The following is a 17998-nucleotide window of genomic DNA, read 5'->3' as shown; positions in this document are numbered from 1 at the left end:
CCGCGGTGAAAAATTCACATCCCACCATGAACGATATCAAGCCAGCCCTAAGACTCTCCGGCACCGAGGCCTACAACCACGATGAGGGAAAAGGTTTCCTGATGATCGGCGAACGCACGAACGTGGCGGGCTCCCCGCAGTTCGCCAAGCTCGTCCGCGCGGGCGATCTGGAGGCGGCGATCGAAGTGGCGCGCCAGCAGGTCGCGAACGGCGCGAACGTGATCGACATCTGTTTCGACGACGGCCTGATCGACGGCAAGGCGATGATGGCGAAATACCTGGATCTCCTCCAGGGCGAGCCGGATGTGGCGCGGGTGCCGATCATGGTGGATTCCTCGAAATGGGAGATCCTTGAGGAGGGCTTGAAGCATCTGCAAGGCAAGGGGATCGTGAATTCGATCTCGCTCAAGGAGGGTGAGGAGGTTTTCAAAAAACACGCCCGCCACATCATGAAATACGGCGCCGCCGTGGTGGTCATGGCCTTCGATGAAAAGGGACAGGCGGCGACCTACGACGAGAAGATCCGCATCTGCGAAAGGGCTTACCGCATCCTCGTCGATGAGGTCGGATTCAATCCCAACGACATCATTTTCGATCCCAACATCCTGACGGTCGCGACCGGCATCGAGGAGCACAACAACTACGCGCTCGATTTCATCAACGCGACCCGCTGGATCAAGGAGAACCTGCCGGGCGCGAAGATCTCGGGCGGCGTTTCCAACATCTCCTTCTCGTTCCGGGGCAACAACAAGGTGCGCGAGGCGATGCATTCCGCGTTCCTTTACCACGCGACCCAGGCGGGGATGGACATGGGCATCGTCAACGCCGGGATGCTGGAGGTGTATGACGAGATTCCGAAGGATCTGTTAGAGTGCGTCGAGGACGTGCTGCTGAACCGCCGCGACGACTCCACCGAGCGGCTGTTGGATCTCGCCGAGAGTTACAAGGGCGTTGGCGGGAAGAAGGTGGAGGAGGATCTTTCATGGCGCGAGGAGCCGGTGGAGAAGCGACTCGAACACGCGCTTTTGAAAGGAATCGACCGCTTCATCGACGAGGACACCGAGGAGGCCCGCGTGAAGTATGGCAGGCCGCTGAAAGTGATCGAAGGGCCGTTGATGGACGGCATGGGCGTGGTCGGCGATCTTTTCGGTGCGGGGAAAATGTTCCTCCCGCAAGTCGTCAAATCCGCCCGCGTGATGAAGAAAGCGGTGGCCTGGCTTTTCCCCTACATGGAAGCCGAGAAGGCGGAAAACCTCGCCGGAGACATCGAGGCGATCCAGGCGAAGAACCCGGGCATGTCCTTCGATGACGCCCTGAAAGTCGCCGAGCGCGGCAACTCCGCCGGTCGTTTCCTCATCGCGACGGTGAAGGGCGACGTCCACGACATCGGCAAGAACATCGTCGGCGTGGTGCTATCCTGCAACGGCTTCGAGGTCACCGACATGGGCGTGATGGTCTCGTGCGACAAGATCCTGGACAAGGCGATCGAGATCGGCGCGGATGTGATCGGGCTGTCCGGACTCATCACGCCCTCGCTCGATGAAATGGTGCATGTCGCCAAGGAAATGGAACGCCGGGGTTTCACGGTTCCGCTGCTGATCGGCGGCGCGACGACCTCCGCCGCCCACACCGCCATCAAGATCGCCGAGCATTACTCCGGCCCCGTCGTCCACGTGCTCGACGCCTCGCGTTCGGTGCCGGTCACGACCTCGCTGCTTTCCAAGGACGGGCGCGACGCCTTTGTCGCCGATCTGCGCGAGAAGCAGCGGAAGGCGCGCGAGAATTTCCTCGGCGGGCCGAAAAAGGAGACGGTTTCCCTCGAAGAGGCGCGCGCCTCCGGGTCGAAGTATGATTGGGATTCCTATTCTCCGCCTGTGCCCTCCTTCACCGGGACGAAAACCGTGGAGCCGGAGATCGGAGAACTCGTGGAATACATCGACTGGACCCCGTTTTTCCATGCGTGGGAGCTGCGCGGCGTGTGGGATCGCGAGAAAAAGGAGCTCAAGACCAAGAACGAAGGCGGCGCCGCCGAGGCGAAAAAACTTTATGGCGAGGCGTGTGAGTATCTCGAAAAACTGGTCGCCGAAAATCGTCTCCAGGCGCGCGGCATCTACGGGTTTTTCCCCGCGAACTCGGTGGGTGACGACATCGCCGTTTTCAACGAGGACGGCAGCGAACGGACGAGGTTCCACACGCTCCGCCAGCAGTTGAAGAAGACTTCAGGGAAACCGAATGTCGCGTTGTCAGATTGGGTGAAGCCGGGAGCAGGGGATCGTGGGGGCGATCTTCGGTCGCCCTCCGATCCCCGCATCACAAGAAACACAAGCGGCAGCCTCCCCCACTGGTTCAAAGAGGGAGCCACCTATGCGGTTACATTCCGGCTTGCCGATTCGATCCCGCAATCCGCATTGGAAGAATACAGCAGTGAAAAGCGGATGCTGGAGGAAATCGAACAGAAAGCCGAGAAGGAGGGAGAGGAAACCACCGTCAGGGATGCGCGCGCCAAAATCGAAGCGCTGTATTCCGAGAGGATGGAGGCGGCTCTCGAAGCCGGACACGGCGAGTGCCACATGCGCAGGCCGGAGATCGCGGCGATCGTGCGGGATGCCATTTTGCGCTTCGAAGGCGATAGGTTCGAGCTCGGCGCGTGGTGCGTGATGCCGAACCATGTGCATCTTTTGATCAAGCCGTTGGGGAGCCATTCATTGTCCGAAATCCTCCAAGGGATGAAGTCGTTTTCCGCGAAGGAGGCGAATGCGCTTCTCGGTAGGGAGGGGGCGTTTTGGCAGAAGGAATCTTATGACCATATCATCCGGGACGGGCAGGATTATGCGAACCAGAAGGAGTATGTTTTGAGGAATCCCGAGATGGCTGGTTTGGCGGGTTGGGAGTTTGTGGGTGAGGGCGGCGGCGGGGGGCGACCGAAGATCGCCCCCACGTTCGCCACAGACTACATCGGAGGTTTCGTCGTGGGCATCCACGGCGCGGACGAGTATGCCAAGGAGCTGGACGCGGCGAACGACCCTTACGGCTCGATCATGGTGAAGGCGATCGCGGACCGGCTCGCCGAGGCCTTTGCCGAAATGCTCCATCACCAGGCGCGGATCGAGTGGGGATACGAGGCGGAAGGCGAGTTGACCAAGGACGCGCTGATCCATGAAAACTACCAGGGTATCCGCCCCGCGCCGGGCTATCCCGCGCAGCCGGATCATACCGAGAAGCCGATCCTTTTCGATCTGTTGGGCGCCACCGAGGCCACCGGCGTTTTCCTCACGGAAAGCTGCGCGATGCATCCCGGCGCGGCGGTCAGCGGCATTTATTTCTCCCATCCGGAGAGCCATTATTTCGCGCTTTCGGAACTGCAGAAAGACCAGGTGGAAGACTACGCGAAGCGCAAGGGAATGTCTGTCCAAGAGGTCGAGAAATGGCTCGGCCCCTGGCTGGGGTATGCGTGAGTGGGGGCGATCTTCGGTCGCCTCCCTCTCTTCTCTGATCTGCAGCGGCGACCGGAGATCGCCCCCACGTTCAGAATCTCCTCAGCCTATCCACCGTTTTCCCTTTCCCAAGGATCGCGAAAATATCCCCGAGATCCGGGCCATGGGCGCGGCCGGAGAGGGCGACGCGGACGGGAAACATCAGTTGTCCGGCTTTCGCGCCGTTCGCGGCGGCGACTTCGCCGATGGCTTCTTTCGCTTTTTCCGCCGACCATTCGGACAGTCTATCAAGCTGATCCGCGAGCGCCGCGAGATGGGCGGAGTTGGGGTTCGCTTTAGCCTTGGCGACGGCTTCCGCATCCTGGGGGGCGTCGTCTGTCAGTAGGAAGTCGATGGCGGCGGGGATTTCATCGAGGAGCCGGACTTTCTCTTTCACGGCGGCGATCACCGTAGGGTAGGCGTCGTTGACCGGAAGTTTCGCGGCCTCGACGAAGGGCTTCGCGAGTTCCGCGAAATCCTCCGTGCTGATTTTCCCGATATGCTGCTGGTTCACCCACTTGCACTTCTCGAAATCGAAACGGGCGGGGGCGCGGTTGATGGCCTCCAGCGAGAAGCGGTCGATGAGTTCGGCGAGGGTGAAAATCTCGTCATCGGACTTCGACGACCAGCCGAGAAGGGCGATGAAATTCACGACCGCTCCGGAAAGGAAGCCTTGGCGCGGATAGTCGCCGACGGCGGCACCGACGTCGCGCTTCGACATCTTGGTGCCGTCCGGGTTGAGGATGAGCGGGATGTGGGCGTATTGCGGCGGCTGGGCGCCGAGCGCCTCGAAGAGCTGGAGATGCTTCGGCGTGTTCATCAGGTGATCCTCGCCGCGGATCACGTGGGTCATTTCCATCTCCAGGTCATCGACGACGTTCACGAAATGGAACACGTAGGAGCCGTCGCTGCGCTTCACGACCATATCGGGGGTGTTTGATTCGTCGCGGTAGTCGATGGTGACCTCGCCGCAGACGAGGTCGTGCATCGTGATCGGCTTGCGGTCGAAGCGGAAACGGTAGGCGTCACCGTCCTTGTAGAGTCGGTCGGCGGCGAGGAGTTTCTCGAAATAGGCGTCGTAGATGCCGTTGCGCTGGGATTGGTAATAAGGGCCGTGCGGGCCGCCCTTCTCCGGGCCTTCATCCCAATCGAGTCCGAGCCAGTTCATGCCGTCGAAGATCGCCTGGCGGGCTTCCTCGGTGTTGCGGGCGGCATCGGTGTCCTCGACGCGCAGGATGAAGGTGCCGTTGTGCTTCCGGGCGTAGAGCCAGTTGAACAGGGCGGTGCGGGCGCCGCCGACGTGGAGGTAGCCGGTGGGGGAGGGGGCGAAGCGGGTGCGGACGGTCATAAATTTCAACTTTCACGAAGGCTAGCCTTGCAGGCTGCGGAGCGCGCCGCGGATGAGGGCTTCGGCGGTGGAGGCGGGGTCTTTGTCGAGGATGGCGCGGACGGCCTTGCGTGCTTCGACCTGCTTGTAGCCGAGGGCGATGAGGGCCAGCTCGGCATCGGCGGCTTCGGTGGAAACCTGGCCGGAGGCGGCGTCCTGCCAGGTGTCGGTGACGCCGACCTTGTCCTTCAGCTCCAGGATGATGCGCTCGGCGGTCTTTTTCCCGACCCCCTTGGATTTGGAAAGCAGCGCCACATCGCCGGCCACGACGGCGGACTTGAACATCGCCACGGGCATCCCGCTGAGGATGGCGATGGCGATGGCCGGGCCGATCCCGGAGACGCGGTCGATGAGAAGCAGGAAAACATCGCGCTCCTCCTCGGTGGCGAAGCCGTAGAGCGTGTGGGCGTTTTCCCGGATGTGCAGGTGGGTGCGGAGATCCACGGCGGCTCCTTCCGTTGGATGCAGCTTGTCGTAGGTGGAGATGGGGATGACCGCCTCGTACCCGACCCCGTGGCAGTCAACGACCAGCCGGTTCGGGTAGGCCTCGATGATTTTCCCTCGGAGTCTTGCGATCACGGGGAGAGGATTCGGGGGAAAGGGGCCATGATGCAAGAGGGAAGCTTCAGGCATCCACCTTCTGCGGGCGGATATTTCCGGAAATTCCAGGTTTCCAGACAGCTTTCCGCTATCTAGGTTTGGGCATGGCCGACGGCGAAGAGGAAATCATAGTCTGTTATTCTTGCGGGGCGCCGATGAACATCGCTTCCGTCGCGCCCTACTCGCGTGTCGTTTGCCCGGCATGCAATGCGGAGAACAGGGTCAAGAAACAGTTCGGTCCCTACACCCTCACGCGCCGCCACGCGATCGGTGGCATGAGCTCCGTTTTCATCGCAAACGACGAGACACTGGGCCGCGAGGTTGCGTTGAAAATCCTCAGCGAGGAGTATTCGAACGACGAGAAAAGGATCGCAGCCTTCGAGCAGGAAGCCCGTCTCACCGCATCCTTCAGCCACCCGAATGTGGTGAGGGTGCTCACGACGGGGCGTGCTTTCGGTCGTTTCTACATCGCCATGGAATTCGTGCCCGGCGGGCACTTCGAGCACCAGATCCGGGAGAAGGGGGTGATTTCCGAGGCGGAGCTGCTGCCCCTTGCCATTCAGGTGGCCGAGGGTTTGAAAGGTGCGCAGTCCGCAGGGCTGATACACCGCGACGTGAAGCCGGGTAACATCCTACTCGATTCCGAGGGCAACGCCAAACTCGTCGATTTCGGGCTGGCTCTCGTCACAAAGGGCGGGAAGGCGACGGCGACCGAGATCTGGGCGACCCCATATTACGTGCCGCCGGAGGCGATCGAGGGGCAGCCGGAGGATTTCCGCTCCGACATCTACGCCTTTGGTGCGACGCTCTACCACGCGCTCGCCGGCAAGCCGCCCTGCGACGAGGAGACGATGGCCACCGACAAGCTGCGCGAGGCGAAGCAGCGCATCATCCCGTTGAAGCGCGCCGCCCCCCACCTGCTGGACGAGACCTGCGCGGTGGTTGACAGGGCGATGGCATACCAATCGATCCAGCGCTTCGGCAGTTATGATGACATGATCGCCGGTTTGAAAACCGCCCTGAAGGCAGCCCATGGCGAGGCTGTGAAGGATGTTCAGGGCATAACGAAGGCCGAGCGCCGGGCGGAGCTGAGGCGGACGAAAAAAAGGGTCAATTTCATCTTGGGCAGTGTGGTTGTCGTCGCCGTAACAGGGCTGCTGACCTTGCTGGTGGTGCGCTCCCGGTCTTCCGCAGATACCGGGACGATGCCCAAGCCACCCATCGTTGAGAACGCTCCGGAAGATGCCGGTGACAATCCCGTCGAGGTCGCATCTCGCTACGCATCCGCGAGGAAGGCGATGGAAAACCAGGGTTACCGAAGGGCGGAGGAAATTTTCACATCCCTGCTCCAGGATTCTTCCGTTCAGGAGCCGACCCGCACCTGGTCCGGGATCCAGGCGCTTGTCGCGGCGATGATGGATGGGCGCATGAATGATGCGAGGAAAGTGGCGGATCTTGCCGAGCAACACCTGTCCATGGATTCCGCCGGAAGCATGGCTGGGTTCCGAACCGGAGTCCGTCCCGTGCTCCTTGATTTGCGACGCCCCGGCTTTTTTGATGCGCAGTCGCTCGATCTCGGCTCGGTCGGGAATGAGCGTTTCATGGGCTATCTCATCGCCGGACTGAAAAACTGGGAGCAGGGCGGGCTGGATCAGGCCGTCCCTTTTTTCCGCAGGATCGCTTCCGAGCCTTCTCTCGGTGGCGACGCGGTACTCGATCTCTATCAGGTAGCGGCGAGGGCTTATCTCAAGGATTACGATGAGCTCTCTTCCGCGGGTTTTGGAAAGGATCCCGCGACGCCGGATGCCTGCCAAGTTGCCATTGAAAACCTCAACGAGACACTCAGCCTGCTACAGACGAAAGGCCGGGCCCGGTTCAACGTCCGCGCCAGACAGCTGGATCTCGCCAAGCTAGAAAGAACCCTCCGCAACCCGTCCCCGCCCGAGGAGGGCGGCATTGATGTCATGGATGAGATCGGCTCGCTGGCCGCAGGCTATGCCTTCCAGGATATGGTGGATCTGATCTCAAATCTCCAGGGAGACCCACAGCGCGGAAAGCGGAACTCCTTGCTGCTGATGGCCCAATCCGCCCTTGTTTTCATGGCGGACATGGAAAAGGCGCTCCAAGGCAAGCCGGTTTCCCTACCCCTCAAGCTCAACGACGGCACTGCCATCACCTCCCTGGTGATCCCGGATGGGAAAAAGCTGACAGCGAAGCTGGCCAACGGTGAGATCCGCGAAATCCCATGGGAGGATTTCCCCCCAGACCAGCTCCTCGCGCTGCAGGCCGAGCTCGCAAAAAGAGCCTCAGGGGATGAAGAGGCCCTGCGCAACCAGGCTTCCGCCGTCGCATTCGACTGGCTTGCCGGGAATAGGAAAAGAGCTGTGCAGAGCGCCGAACTCCTTTCCCGCAAAAACGAGAAATTCGGCGAGATATGGAAAGCGATATCGCCCGGATTGCCGGACTAGCGGATCGGTGCAAAACGTCTCCTCACGGTCTCCGGCACCTCGTTTTCCGCAACCCATGTGCGGACGGCGGCATCATCCCTTTTCTGCCACTCGCCCAACATCCTGTGGTAGAGCCTGAGCTGTTGGCCCGGATCCGAGACGCCGCTGATCCATGCCGCCGATTGCTCGGGCGCCCGGTGGTCGCAGCTCCACACGAACGACTCCACCACCCTGTCATAGCCCGGCGTGCCGGCCAGCGATGAGACCCAGCGGGCCGTGCCCTCGATGTTGTTCGCCGACATGGAGGGCACGGTCGCGGCGGCCGCGTTCGCCCTCGCAGCAGGCTGCAACGAGGAAACGAACTCCACCGCCTTGTCCACATCCAACCTCGCCAGCCGTCCCGCCACATCCCCGGAGGCGCGGTTCTGCAAGTCCCCGCTGCCCATCGATGCCACCCAGTCGGCCGCCGCCTGCGGATCGCGCCTCGCGAGGTTCTGGGAAATCATCATCACGAAGCTGCCCTTGAGATGCTCGTCCCCGATGGTGTCCGGAAATGCGAAGGCCGCCTCCGTGCCTTTCATCAGCAGCGCTTTTGCGATGGCATCGATCGCCGGCCCCCGCTCGGCGCCCATGGGCATGCCTTGCGTCAACAGCGCCGCCTTGCCGATGTCGTAGGACGCGATCCCCTTGATCACGGATGCGAGATATGGGTTCGCCCCCTCGCCCTTGTGCTGGTCCATGGCCCATTTTTCCGCCGCCGCCGGATCCGCTACGGCCCAGACCTCCAGCACCTCGCCGCGGTTGCGCGACATTCCGGGGTTTTCCCCGATGTAATCCAGCGCGGCCAAGGGGTCGGCCTTCGCCCAAGCCTGGAAAAGCAGCTCCATCTCGGTGCTGGTGTTCCCATAGTGATCGAGCTTCCGAAACTCATCCGCCACCTCCTCGAAATGTTCCGGCGAAAGTCCGTCGAGGAAATTCATCAGGTTGCGCTGCCTGTCATAGGTGTCGGCGATCGCATTGATCCGCCCCAAGGCCGCGCGGGCACCGGCCTTCGATTCCGCTGCGGCACCCGGTAGGCTCCGGCGCTGCATTTCCGCGGCGGGGCGGCCTGCGGTGTCCGCACCGGAGATGATCCTTGATCCCCTTTCCCTTTGCTGCGGCAAGGCGGATCCGCCCGCATCAGCAGCACCAGTTTCCTTTTTCGAGACGAAAGCCACGGCGATCCCGAGGGCGAAAATGCAGGCATGGCTGAGGATGACGGTGGATTTTTTCATGGCACTGGGGGACGGATACGCCGGAATGCGGCCGGTGTTTCAGGCTTCGACGTAACGGCTTGCAGTTTCCGCCCAATGCAGGGAGCTTCGGGCGCATGGGATACCGCACCAAACCGGAGGAAACTGCTGGCATGCCCAAGGGCATCCCCCACATCATCGGCAACGAGGCCGCCGAGCGCTTCTCGTTCTACGGGATGAAGGCGATCCTTGCCGTCTTCCTCACCCAATACCTCTATCTGATGGATGGCTCCCCGGGGAAGCCGATGGATGAGGCGCGCTCCGCCGAGCTTGTCCACCTCTTCGGCGGCGCGTTCTACCTCACCCCTTTCATCGGCGCCCTGCTGGCCGATGTTTTCTTCGGGAAATACCGCGTGATCATCTGGCTCTCCCTGATCTATTGCGCGGGCCACGCGGCGCTCGCGCTGATGGGGAATTTCGGCCAGTCCGAGAAATGGATGTTCGCCGGGCTGGTTCTCATCGCCCTCGGTGCGGGCGGCATCAAGCCCTGCGTCTCCGCCCATGTCGGCGACCAGTTCGGCTCCCGAAACCACCACCTCCTGCCGCGCATTTTCAACTGGTTCTACTTCTCCATCAACCTCGGTGCCTTCGCCTCCATGCTGCTCACCCCATGGCTCCTGGAATGGTATGGCCCCCACTGGGCCTTCGGTGTGCCCGGGGTGCTCATGGCCATCGCCACCCTCGTTTTCTGGATGGGCAGGAAACGCTTCGCGCACGTGCCGGCGGGTGGCACCGGGTTCCTGAAAGAGGTTTTCAGCAGGGAAGGCCTTTTCGCAATCCTCAAGCTCACCCCCGTCTATCTTTTCGTCGCCGTTTTCTGGGCGCTCTTCGACCAGACCGGCTCGACATGGATCTTCCAGTCCCAGGACATGGACCGGAATTTCCTCGGCATCAACTGGCTGCCCTCCCAGATCCAGTCGCTCAACTCCGTCTTCGTCCTCACCTTCATCCCCATCTTCTCCTACTTCATCTATCCTTGGGTTGAAAAATTCTGGCCGCTCAGCTCCCTGCGTAAAATCGGCATAGGCCTCCTGCTGATGACCGCCGCCTTCGTCCTCGTCAGCATCATCCAGGTGCGCATCGATGCCGGGGAAAGGCCGAACATCTCATGGCAGATCGCCGCCTTCGCCCTGCTTACGGCCGCGGAGATCATGGTCTCCATCGTTGCCTTGGAATTCGCCTACACCCAGTCGCCAAAGACCATGAAATCCTTCATCATGTGCTTCTACCTCGCCGCCGTCGCGGTCGGGAATTTCCTCGTCGCCGGAGTGAACCACTACATCCGCATCCCCAGCGCCGCCGAGGAACAGCTCGCCGAGGCCATCGCCCAGCTGCCAGCCGATTGGCAGGACAGCCCCCGCACCGTTGTCCTGCCCGGATACGACAAATCCGACCCTGGCAGCCCCTTCATCCGACGCATCGGCAAGGATGCGGGCATCCCCCTCGAAGTCCCCGGCCAGCAGTCCCTCAACCGCGCCGCCGAGACCATCATCTCAGCCGCATCACGCAATGCCGAGACCTTTCCCGATAAGGAAACAGGAGCCAAGATCCTCGCGGATTCCAAGGATCACTGGGGGCGCCCGCTGCGCTACCTCATCCTCAACTCCACCGCTGCCCGCATATGGAGCGCCGGTCCCGATGGGAAATGGAACACCAAATGGGACATCGGAATCATCATTTCGAAATCGCAGCCCGAACCCGAAAGGAAACCCTCATGGATGGACTCGATCCGTCCGGACGAGACTTGGCTTTCGGTCAGGAAAAAGGAATTGGGCATCAGCTCCGGCGATGATAGCGGGGCAGGGGATACCTTCACGAAGACCACCTTCTCCGGCGGCCAGGTGCGTCTCCAGGGCGCATCCTACTTCTGGTTCTTCAGCGCTCTCATGGGTGCCACCGCCCTGCTCTTCATTCCCTTCGCCATCATCTACCGCCCGAAAAGTTACCTCCAGGACGAGTGAACGGAACGCCAACTCCAGCCGGTGAGTCCACACCTGCCGCAGTCTTCCACGGAGCACGATCACTCGGCACCGTTCGCTGCTGCGAAGACCTCCCCCTCGCTCTCGCCGATGATCACCGCGGCACAAGAGTCGGAGAAAACATTCACCGCCGTACGGCTCATATCCAGCAGCCGGTCCACCGATAGCAGCGCGACCACCGCCGTCTCCGCATTCGGGATCCCGGAGTTCTTCAGGATCAGCAAAATCGCCACCAGGCTCGCCGAGGGGATGCCAGCCACACCCACGCTCGTCAGCAGCGCCGCCACCACGATGAAAAACTGCTCCCCAAGGCCCAGCCCTATCCCCATCACCTGCGCCACGAAAATCACCGCCACGCATTCATAGAGCGCCGTTCCATCCATGTTCACCGTCGCACCCAGCGGCAGGGTGAAGCTCGCAACCCGCTTCGACACCCCTGCGTTGTCCTGCACCGCCCGCATTGTGACCGGCAGCGTCGCCGAGGAGGATGCCGTGGAAAATGCCAACAGCAGCGCCGGCCTCATCGCCTTGAAATGAGCCAGCGGGCTGGTCTTTCCGATGAATTTCAGCGCCAGCGGAAGCACCACGAAAAGATGCAGCCCCAGCGCGAAGAGCACCGTGAAAAAGTATTTCCCCAATTGCACGAAAAGCTCCACACCGGTCTCATAGATCACCGGCAGGATCAGCGCATACACCCCGATCGGAGCGGTCGCCATGATCCATTTCGTCACTGTGATCATCGCCTCGTTCGCCGCACCGAAGAAATACCGCACGCTGTCCCCGCTATCGCCCGGCAACTGTGTCGCCGCGACCGCAAACAGGATGCTGAAGACGATCACCCCCAGCATCTGCCCGTTATCACTCGCCGCGCTGATCACGTTCTCCGGCAGCATCGCCTTGAAGATCCCCAGGAAATCCTTGCCCTCGCGCCCGCCCGCCTCGGCCACCTTCGCTTTCAGCGACTCATCCGCCTCCGCTCCCATCTTCTCGAACGCCGCCCTGATCGTCTCGTTCGGCGCCCCGTCGCTGATCCCCGGCTGCACCGCGTTGACAATTACTAGACCCACAGTAATCGCTACCAGCGAGGAGCACAGGTAGAACCCCACCGTCTTCGCGCCCAGCCGCCCGAACCCCTCCACGCCCTTCATCCCCGTGATCCCGGAAATCACCGCCGTCACGATCAGCGGCACGATGATCATCTTCAGCGCCCGCATGAAAAGATCCCCGATGAAGCGGCATGTCTCCAAGGCTCCGTTCACGAAATCCGCGTTCGCCGAACCCTCCGCCGCGTCCCGGAATAGCCCCCGCAGCGCGAGCGCCGTCAGCGTTGCCAAAACAAGTGAGATCAGGATCTGCCAGTGGTTCGCGAGCCGTTTCATCCGCCCAGCAAACCCGATCCACGCACCGATGGGAAGCCGCCACCCCGCTTTTCTCATCCCACAACCCCGCCCGCAAATTTTTATCACGCTCAATATCAATCACTTTCGGAATCAAGCCCGTTCGCTTCCCCTGATACTTCGGATAGCTTAAGGAAATTTTTCAAATTCCCGGCACCGCCCCCCACAACCCGTTTCGCAGAATTTTTTTTCGGCCCCCAGCGTCATGAATGCGATCAATCCAAAGCCCCCTGAAATCCCCATCCTTCCAATGCATATTACAATGTAAACACCAATCAAAACCACTACATGTGGTATTGTGAATAATTTGTGGATACCACATCTCCAAAATCGGATTGACCGGACACCCCGCTTTGCTCCAGTCTCCACAACGCTGTGCAACAGGCCTACGACCTGTTTTTCCACCAAAATTCAACCTCATCACAATCCACCAAATGTCCACCACCACCACAGTCACCCTCGGCGCCCGCACCTTCACCCTCGACAAGGCCAAGGCCGAACTCGCGTTCAACTCGAAAAAAGTCATCAACGGCAAGGAAACGATGTTCTTCAACATCCTCCCCCTGAAATACCAGTGGGCCTACGACCTCTACAAGACGATGAAGAACAACCATTGGGAGCCGGAGGACATCTCGATGCAGAAGGACGTCGAGCAATGGCGCTCCAACGAGATCTCCGATGTCGAGCGCTGGATCATCAAGATGGGCATCGGCTACTTCTCCGCCGCCGAGGGCATCGTCGGTGACAACGTCCTCCACGTCGTCCGCGAGGTCGTCACCGCCCCGGAACTGAAGCTCGTCCTCGGCCGCCACGCCCATGAGGAAAACATCCACGCCGACAGCCTGGTTTACATGATCTCCTCCCTCGGCATCAACCCGCACGAGTGCGAAGCGATGTTCGAGGACGTCCCGACCATCACCGCGAAAAACAACTTCGTCGTCTCCAACTCCCGTGCACTCCGCCGCGACATCGACCTCACCGTCACCGAGAACAAGCAGGCGCTCGCGAAAAACATCTTCATGTTCGGACAGATCATGGAGGGCACCCAGTTCTACGGCCTCTTCGGCATGATCCTCTCCCTTTACCGCCAGAACAAGTTCCCCGGCATCGGCCAGATGTTCCGCTACACCCTCCGCGATGAGTCGAACCACATCGAGGTCTTCCGCAACCTCCTCATGGATCTCATCGACGAAAACCCCGACATCTGGACGGAGGACTTCCGCGCCGATCTACGCGACACCATGGCCGAAGGCATCCGCCTCGAAAAAGCCTTCATCCGCGATTGCCTTCCCGTCGCCGGCCTCGGCCTGAACTCCGCCGAGTTTGAGGAATACATCGACTACATCGCCGACCGCCGCCTCACCTCCTGCGGCCTCGCCCCGCTCAACGAATCCGTCTCCAACCCCTTCCCATGGCTCGCGGAAATGATGGACATCAAAAAAGAACAGAACTTCTTCGAAGGCCGCGTCACCGAATACCAGAAGGCGGCGGCGCTCACCGCTGTTCATGATGATGATCTGTAAATCGCCGCAGGCGATCAGTGACGAGTGCCAAGTGAGAAGTGAGAAGACCTAGTTCGACCCCTGCTGCTGCCTGAACATGAGTGATATTGACACCTTTGAAGACCTCGACGTTTGGAAACGTGGTTGTCAGCTAGCAGTGGATATCCACGTCGCCTTGGCCGAGTCCAAGGACTTCGCGCTTCGCGGACAGATGGAACGATGCTCGCTCTCCATCCCGTCAAACATCGCCGAAGGATCGGAGCGCGATAACACCAAGGAGTTCATCAATTTCCTCCGCTACAGCAAAGGCTCCTGCGGCGAACTCCGCACCCAGCTCTACGTCGCCGAAAAAGTCCGAGCCCGCCTAGGCGCCCCGCCAATGGAAGGATCCCGCACAATGATCCAAGAAACCCACGAACTCTCCCGCATGATCAAAGGCCTAATCAACGCCCTAAAACGCCGCCTCGATCCATAATCCACGACAGCCAAGCCCCGTCTTTTCTTCTCACTTCTCACTTCTCACTTCTCACTCGCCACTAAATCTTCCACCGCTTCCCACCAATCAAAAAATTCCCAACCCTTATATCGCAATGTACCGCTCCCTAAACCTCGCCGAAGACAACATCCTCAAGCAAGTCATCTCCGACCGCTTCGAACTCGCATCCACCGACCGCCCCTTCGACTGGCGCGGCACCATCCCCGCAGACAAGCGCACCCCGCACGCCGACATCATCGTCACCCGCGGCGACAAGGAGACCCAGTTCTCGCTTGAGGACGTCGCAGACGCGATCGGCGATTCCCTTGCCGACCTCCTCATCGCACGCCACGAGGACGAGAAATCCATCTTCTCCGACGTCAACCGCAACTTCGTCTCCCAGGTCGCGCACAACGTCGCCATCTCCCTCACGAAATCCCTCGAGCAGGGCGGCCGCCTCCGCCTTTCCGAGGCCGATCTCTACCTCCTCATCGAGAAAGCCCTGCTCGAAAACGAAGCCTACGACGTCGCGAAGTCCCTCGCATTCCGCCGCTCGCTTGAGAAAACCGGCCATGTCGATATGGGAGCCGGCCCGCACGCCCTTCCCGTCCGCCTGATCCGCCGCAACGGCAACGTCGTGCCATGGTCCGAGACCAAGATCGAGATCGCCGTAAGGAAAGCTTTCCTCACCATCAAGGAAAACCCCGAGCCCGCCATCGACATCGCGAAAGCCGTCACCGAGCGCGTCCGCCGCGGTGACCAATCCTTCGTCCACATCGAGGACGTCCAGGACATGGTCCAGGAGGAACTCATGCGCCAAGGCCACTTCAAGGCCGCCGAGCATTACATCCTCTACCGTGCCCAGCGCAATCTCCTCCGCCGCGAGGAGGAAAACGAGGCCGCCGAGGATCTCGCGCAGGACTCCATGATCGTCGTCACCACCGATGACGGCACCTCCTCCTTCTGGGATGGCATGGAGCTGAAAAAACGCATCGCCTACGCCTCCATCGGCCTTTCCCTCAATCTCCCCGAGGCCGACATCGAGCGCGAGCTCCGCCGCTCCATCGGCTCGGAAATCTCCGCCAAGGATCTCAAGGCCACCATCATCCTGAACTCCAAGACCCTCATCGAGAAGGACGCGGACTTCGCCAAGTTCGCCGCCCGCATCCTGCTCTCCTACATCTATGAGGAAGTGCTCGATTGGTCCATCTCCACCGATGGCATCGACAAGCTCAAGCAAGCCCACAAGGCCGGATTCAAGTCCTACCTCAAGCACGGCGTTGCCATCAAGCGCCTCCACCCCGAGCTGCTTGAGAAATACGACCTCGAAAAGCTCGCCGAAGCCTTCGATCCCACCGCCGACCTCGATTTCGACTACCTCGGCATACAGACCCTCTACGACCGTTACCTCATCGTCGACAAGACCTCCGAGAAGCACCGCCGCATCGAGACCCCACAGTTCTTCTGGATGCGCGTCGCCATGGGCCTCTTCAAAAAGGAGGAAACCAAGGCCGAGGACTGGGCCATCCGCCTTTACAACCTCTACAAGGGCCGCCGCTTCTGCTCCTCCACGCCGACCCTCTTCAACTCCGGCACCCTCCACTCCCAGCTCTCCTCCTGCTACCTCTACAAGGTCGACGACTCCATCGAGTCCATCATGATCCGCGGCATCGCGGAAAACGCCTTCCTGAGCAAATGGGCCGGCGGCCTCGGCGGATCGTGGACCGCCGTCCGCGGCACCGGCGGCTACATCCAGGGCACCAACGGCGAGTCCCAGGGCATCATCCCTTTCCTCAAGCTCCACAACGACCAGCTCCTCGCCGTCAACCAGGGCGGGAAACGCAAGGGCTCTGGCTGCGCCTACCTTGAGACATGGCACAACGACATCGAGGACTTCCTCGAGCTCCGCAAAAACACCGGCGACGACCGCCGCCGCTGCCACGACATGAACACCGCAAACTGGGTCCCCGACCTCTTCATGAAACGCATGGAGGACCGCCAGAACTGGACCCTCTTCCGCGCCAACGAAACCCCCGACCTCCACGACCTCTACGGCAAGGCTTTTGAGGAAAAATACGAGCAATACGAAGCCCAGGCCGCCGAGGGCAAGATCTGGTCCCGCGTCATCCCCGCCATCGAGCTCTGGAAATCCATGCTGAAAATGGTCTTCGAGACCGGCCACCCATGGATCACCTTCAAGGACCCGTGCAACGTCCGCTCCCCGCAGGATCATTGCGGCGTCATCCACTCCAGCAACCTCTGCACCGAGATCACCCTCAACACCTCCGATGAGGAAACCGCCGTCTGCAACCTCGGCTCCGTCGTCCTCGACTCCCACATCAACCGTGACGGGGCCATCGACCACGACATGCTCAAGGAGACCATCACCGTCGCCATCCGCGCCCTCGACAACGTCATCGACATCAACTTCTACCCCACCCAGGCCGCCAAGACCGCGAACTCCCGCCACCGCCCCATCGGCATGGGCGTCATGGGCCTGCAGAACGCCCTCTACAAGCGCAACCTCGCCTTCGCATCCGATGCCGCCGTCGAGTTCAATGACGAGATGATGGAGGCCATCGCCTACTACGCCTACAGCGCCTCCAGCGATCTCGCCGCCGAGGTCGGCACCTACTCCAGCTACGAGGGCTCCAAGTGGAGCAGGGGACTCCTCCCGCAGGACACCGTCGATCTCCTCGAGGACGAGCGCGGACGCAAGATCGATGTCCCGCGCGGCGGGAAAATGGATTGGTCCGTCGTCCGCGAGAAAATCGCCAAGCACGGCATGAGGAACTCCAACGTCCTCGCCATCGCCCCCACCGCCACCATCAGCAACATCATGGGCACCACCCCATGCATCGAGCCGAACTACAAGAACCTCTACGTGAAGTCCAACCTCTCCGGCGACTTCACCATCCTCAACACCGAGCTCGTCCGCGATCTCAAGAAGGCCAACCTCTGGTCCCCGGAAATGGTCGATCAGCTCAAATACTTCGATGGCGAGCTCGACAACATCGATGACATCCCCGAGGCCATCAAGCAGAAGCACAAGACCGTCTTCGGCATCGGCCACGAATACATCGTCGATGCCGCCGCCCGCCGCCAGAAGTGGATCGACCAGTCACAGTCGGTCAACCTCTTCCTCGCCACCCCGGATCTCAAAACCCTCAGCCACATGTACCGCCGTGCATGGGACAAGGGCCTCAAGACCACCTACTACCTCCGCACCCTCCAGGCATCCAACGTCGAGAAATCCACCGTCAACATCCAGAAGGAACAGCGCGGCCACATGGCCAGCACCACCGCCGCCACCGCAGTAACCAACGCCGCCGCCGCAACCGCGAAACGGGAGTTCACGGCCGAAGAAAAGCGCGTGTGCTCCATCGACGCGATGCTCAACGGGGGCGAGTGCGAGGCTTGCCAATGAAAACCAATCACCACGCCTA

The 17998-nt window shown here is 60.9% G+C and carries 10 protein-coding genes; 6 read left to right on the top strand and 4 right to left on the bottom strand.

Annotated features, from left to right (window positions below):
* Positions 1-26 precede the first annotated feature (26 nt).
* Positions 27-3455, top strand: a complete 3429-nt coding sequence (locus tag HZ994_04870; GenBank protein QTN31682.1) for a dihydropteroate synthase — start codon at positions 27-29, stop codon at positions 3453-3455.
* Between the two features lie 70 nt (positions 3456-3525).
* On the opposite strand, the gene gltX is transcribed toward HZ994_04870, so the two are convergent.
* Both gltX and ruvA read right to left on the bottom strand, forming a co-directional pair.
* Positions 3526-4821 (bottom strand): glutamate--tRNA ligase, encoded by a 1296-nt coding sequence (gltX, locus tag HZ994_04865; protein QTN31681.1) that lies wholly within the window; start codon positions 4819-4821, stop codon positions 3526-3528.
* Positions 4822-4842: 21 nt separating this feature from the next.
* Positions 4843-5439 carry a Holliday junction branch migration protein RuvA gene (gene ruvA / locus HZ994_04860; protein QTN31680.1) on the bottom strand — a complete coding sequence of 199 codons (597 nt, stop codon included), beginning with the start codon at positions 5437-5439 and terminating at the stop codon, positions 4843-4845.
* A 176-nt stretch (positions 5440-5615) separates the two neighbouring features.
* On the opposite strand from ruvA, the gene HZ994_04855 reads away from it, so the two are divergent.
* On the top strand, positions 5616-7928 hold the full coding sequence (locus HZ994_04855; GenBank protein QTN31679.1) for a serine/threonine protein kinase: 2313 nt from the start codon (positions 5616-5618) through the stop codon (positions 7926-7928).
* Here the strand turns inward: HZ994_04855 and HZ994_04850 are convergent.
* Complete coding sequence (locus HZ994_04850; protein QTN31678.1) at positions 7925-9181, bottom strand: hypothetical protein; 1257 nt, start codon at positions 9179-9181, stop codon at positions 7925-7927. The two genes, HZ994_04855 and HZ994_04850, sit on opposite strands and share 4 nt — an antisense overlap.
* A 95-nt stretch (positions 9182-9276) precedes the next feature.
* Between HZ994_04850 and HZ994_04845 the strand changes: the two genes are divergently transcribed.
* Positions 9277-11160 (top strand): POT family MFS transporter, encoded by a 1884-nt coding sequence (locus tag HZ994_04845; protein QTN31677.1) that lies wholly within the window; start codon positions 9277-9279, stop codon positions 11158-11160.
* A 59-nt stretch (positions 11161-11219) separates the two neighbouring features.
* Here the strand turns inward: HZ994_04845 and HZ994_04840 are convergent, their stop codons facing one another.
* A complete protein-coding gene (locus HZ994_04840) occupies positions 11220-12557 on the bottom strand; it encodes a dicarboxylate/amino acid:cation symporter (GenBank protein ID QTN31676.1) in 1338 nt (445 codons plus the stop codon).
* A 452-nt stretch (positions 12558-13009) separates the two neighbouring features.
* Here HZ994_04840 and HZ994_04835 point away from each other — a divergent pair, with 452 nt between their 5' ends.
* The 3 genes from HZ994_04835 to HZ994_04825 all read left to right on the top strand — a co-directional run bounded on the left by HZ994_04835 (position 13010) and on the right by HZ994_04825 (position 17979).
* Positions 13010-14098 (top strand): ribonucleotide-diphosphate reductase subunit beta, encoded by a 1089-nt coding sequence (locus HZ994_04835; GenBank protein ID QTN31675.1) that lies wholly within the window; start codon positions 13010-13012, stop codon positions 14096-14098.
* Positions 14099-14174: 76 nt separating this feature from the next.
* Positions 14175-14552: a four helix bundle protein gene (locus HZ994_04830; GenBank protein ID QTN31674.1), complete on the top strand. Its 378-nt coding sequence runs from the start codon at positions 14175-14177 to the stop codon at positions 14550-14552.
* Positions 14553-14667: 115 nt separating this feature from the next.
* Positions 14668-17979, top strand: a complete 3312-nt coding sequence (locus HZ994_04825) for a ribonucleoside-diphosphate reductase subunit alpha (protein ID QTN31673.1) — start codon at positions 14668-14670, stop codon at positions 17977-17979.
* The last annotated feature ends 19 nt before the right edge of the window (positions 17980-17998 follow it).

This window comes from Akkermansiaceae bacterium (assembly GCA_017798145.1).
In the GTDB taxonomy this organism is placed as follows: domain Bacteria; phylum Verrucomicrobiota; class Verrucomicrobiia; order Verrucomicrobiales; family Akkermansiaceae; genus Luteolibacter.
Note: the sequence above shows the minus strand (reverse complement) of the source record. Positions and strands in the feature narration are given on the sequence as shown.

What these genes read in the sequence shown, in the direction of transcription:
- HZ994_04870 (QTN31682.1), top strand. Translation starts at nt 27, where the DNA reads ATGAACGATATCAAGCCAGCCCTAAGACTCTCCGGCACCGAGGCCTAC.
- gltX (QTN31681.1), bottom strand. Translation starts at nt 4,821, where the DNA reads ATGACCGTCCGCACCCGCTTCGCCCCCTCCCCCACCGGCTACCTCCAC.
- HZ994_04855 (QTN31679.1), top strand. Translation starts at nt 5,616, where the DNA reads ATGAACATCGCTTCCGTCGCGCCCTACTCGCGTGTCGTTTGCCCGGCA.
- HZ994_04850 (QTN31678.1), bottom strand. Translation starts at nt 9,181, where the DNA reads ATGAAAAAATCCACCGTCATCCTCAGCCATGCCTGCATTTTCGCCCTC.
- HZ994_04845 (QTN31677.1), top strand. Translation starts at nt 9,277, where the DNA reads ATGGGATACCGCACCAAACCGGAGGAAACTGCTGGCATGCCCAAGGGC.
- HZ994_04840 (QTN31676.1), bottom strand. Translation starts at nt 12,557, where the DNA reads ATGAAACGGCTCGCGAACCACTGGCAGATCCTGATCTCACTTGTTTTG.
- HZ994_04835 (QTN31675.1), top strand. Translation starts at nt 13,010, where the DNA reads ATGTCCACCACCACCACAGTCACCCTCGGCGCCCGCACCTTCACCCTC.
- HZ994_04830 (QTN31674.1), top strand. Translation starts at nt 14,175, where the DNA reads ATGAGTGATATTGACACCTTTGAAGACCTCGACGTTTGGAAACGTGGT.
- HZ994_04825 (QTN31673.1), top strand. Translation starts at nt 14,668, where the DNA reads ATGTACCGCTCCCTAAACCTCGCCGAAGACAACATCCTCAAGCAAGTC.